Source organism: Mesorhizobium sp. M7A.F.Ca.US.006.04.2.1, from assembly GCF_004022915.1.
Taxonomy (GTDB): Bacteria; Pseudomonadota; Alphaproteobacteria; order Rhizobiales; family Rhizobiaceae; genus Mesorhizobium; species Mesorhizobium ciceri.
This window is the reverse complement of record NZ_RZQA01000922.1, coordinates 1-2368: the sequence shown is the minus strand read 5'-3', so window position 1 is coordinate 2368 and position 2368 is coordinate 1. Positions and strand designations below refer to the sequence as shown.

Genomic DNA, 2368 nt, shown 5'->3' with positions numbered 1-2368 from the left:
CAGCCCTTGTCGAGGAACTGCGCGCAAAAGGCACCGGCGTTGCCATGGCCGGCGACGGCGTCAACGATGCACCGGCCCTTGCCGCCGCCGATGTCGGCATCGCCATGGGCACCGGCGCCGATGTCGCCGTCGAAAGCGCCGGCATCACCTTGGTCAAAGGCGACCTCAACGGCATCGTGCGGGCGCGCACGCTGGCTCAGGCGACGATCCGCAACATCCGCCAGAACCTGTTCTTTGCCTTCCTCTACAACGTGCTTGGCGTGCCGGTCGCCGCCGGCGTGCTCTATCCGCTCACTGGCACGCTTCTGTCGCCGATGCTGGCAGCGGCGGCGATGAGCCTGTCCTCGGTGTCGGTGATCGCAAACGCATTGCGGCTGAGAACATTGAAACTCTGATCCAAGCCCCCAAATACGAAACCCATCCAACAGGAGACCATGTATGACCTTCGCCAAAAAACTCGTGCTGCTGCTGATGGCGGCCGGAATGCTGGTTGCCGTCTTCCTCGAAAGCGTTCCGGCGCAGAGCGAAGAGATGAAACACGACATGGGCGCTATGGCGACGGACGCGACCAGTCCTTCGACGGAAGGCTACAAGGCGGCGATGGACAAGATGCATGCCGACATGATGGCGTCCGACTATACCGGCAATGCCGACGTCGATTTCGTCAGAGGCATGATCCCGCACCATCAGGGTGCGATCGACATGGCCAAGGTTGAACTTGCCAATGGCAAGGACCCGGAAATCCGCAAGCTGGCCGAAGGCGTCATCGCCGCGCAGGAAGCAGAGATCAAGCAGATGCAGGCCTGGCTCGCCGCCCATCCGGTGAAGTAAGTCTTCAGCCATCGCCAGCGCGGCGAGAACGCCTCTGGATTTATCGCCCAGCCTGCGATGCGATCCGGCCCTAACTGGAGCCCGCCATGCCACCGACCATCAGAACCACCAAACTGCCCTCCGGCGAAGCCGTTCAGGTGCTTGGCCAGGGCACATGGAAGATGGGCGAAGATTCCCGTCGCCGCGCCGATGAGGTGAATGCCCTCAAGCTCGGCCTCGACCTCGGCATCACGTTGATCGACACCGCCGAAATGTATGCCAGCGGCGGTGCCGAGGAGGTGGTGGCCGAAGCCATTGCCGGGCGCCGCGACGAGACCTTCCTGGTCTCGAAAGTGCTACCGTCGAACGCCTCGCGCGCGGGCGTGCAGCGGGCCTGCGAAAACAGCCTGAAACGCCTGCGCACCGACCGCATCGATCTCTATCTCTTGCATTGGCCCGGCAGCGTGCCATTGACGGAAACCGTCGCGGCCTTCGAGGCCCTGAAAAAGGCCGGCAAGATCCGCCACTGGGGCGTCAGCAATTTCGACACCGACGAGATGGAAGAGCTGATCGGCCTGCCCGATGGCGGCAATGTCCAGACCAACCAGGTGCTCTACAATTTGGTCCGGCGTGGCCTCGAATTCGATCTGGCGCCCTGGAGCCGGCAGCGCGGCATCCCCTTGATGGCCTATTCGCCGGTCGAGCAGGGTGCGTTGGCGCGCAATGCCAGGCTCGAAGCCATTGCCGGGCGCCACAATGCGACCCCAGCGCAAATCGCCCTGGCCTGGGTGATGCATCAGGAGGGCGTCATCGCCATCCCGAAGGCCAGCAGCGAGGAGCATGTCCGCCAGAATGTCGCTGCGCTCGACATCAAGCTTGCGCCGCAGGACATCGCCGATCTCGACCGCGCTTTCCCGCCACCAGCGCGCAAGCGCGGGTTGGAGATGATCTGACTACGTCCCCGCCAACCCCTTCAGCCGGTAGAGCGCTTCCAGCGCCTCGCGTGGCGTCATTTCGTCCGGGTTGATGTCGCCAAGTGCCGCGCCCAGCGCGTCGCTCTTGATCGGCTTCGGCGCTTCTCGTTTCACCGCCACCGAAAACAATGGAAGATCGTCGACCAGCCGGTTGGTCTTGCCCGAAACTTCGCCCTCTTCCAGTTGGTGCAGCACTTCCTTGGCCCGGTCGACCACCGCTTCCGGCAGGCCGGCCAGCCGCGCCACCTGCACGCCGTAGGAGCGGTCGGCGGCACCCTTGCCGACCTCGTGCAGGAAGACGACGTCGTTTTCCCATTCTTTGACCCGCATGGTGACATTGTGGAGCCGCGCCAGCTTGCCGGCCAGCGAGGTCATTTCGTGGAAATGGGTGGCGAAGATTGCCCGGCAGCGGTTCTTCTCATGCAGATATTCGACCGCCGCCCAGGCGATCGACAGGCCATCGAAAGTGGCGGTGCCGCGGCCGATCTCGTCGAGGATCACCAGTGCGCGCTCACCGGCCTGGTTGAGGATCGCCGCCGTCTCGACCATCTCGACCATGAACGTCGAGCGGCCGCGCGCCAGAT

3 protein-coding genes and 1 pseudogene are annotated in these 2368 nt (G+C 63.8%); 3 read left to right on the top strand and 1 reads right to left on the bottom strand.

Annotated elements, in window-relative coordinates:
• From EN925_RS32255 to EN925_RS32245, 3 genes are all read left to right on the top strand, one after another.
• Positions 1-395 (top strand): HAD-IC family P-type ATPase (locus tag EN925_RS32255; protein ID WP_128337220.1); only part of this gene is annotated, 395 nt, incomplete at its 5' end.
• Between the two features lie 43 nt (positions 396-438).
• Entirely contained in the window at positions 439-831 is a 393-nt protein-coding gene (locus EN925_RS32250; protein WP_013528057.1) for a DUF305 domain-containing protein, read from the top strand.
• 86 nt (positions 832-917) lie between these two features.
• A complete protein-coding gene (locus tag EN925_RS32245; RefSeq protein ID WP_063169905.1) occupies positions 918-1763 on the top strand; it encodes an aldo/keto reductase in 846 nt (281 codons plus the stop codon).
• Here EN925_RS32245 and EN925_RS32240 read toward each other — a convergent pair.
• Positions 1764-2368, bottom strand: a pseudogene (locus EN925_RS32240) (DNA mismatch repair protein MutS); the annotation flags it as partial. It abuts the gene before it with no gap.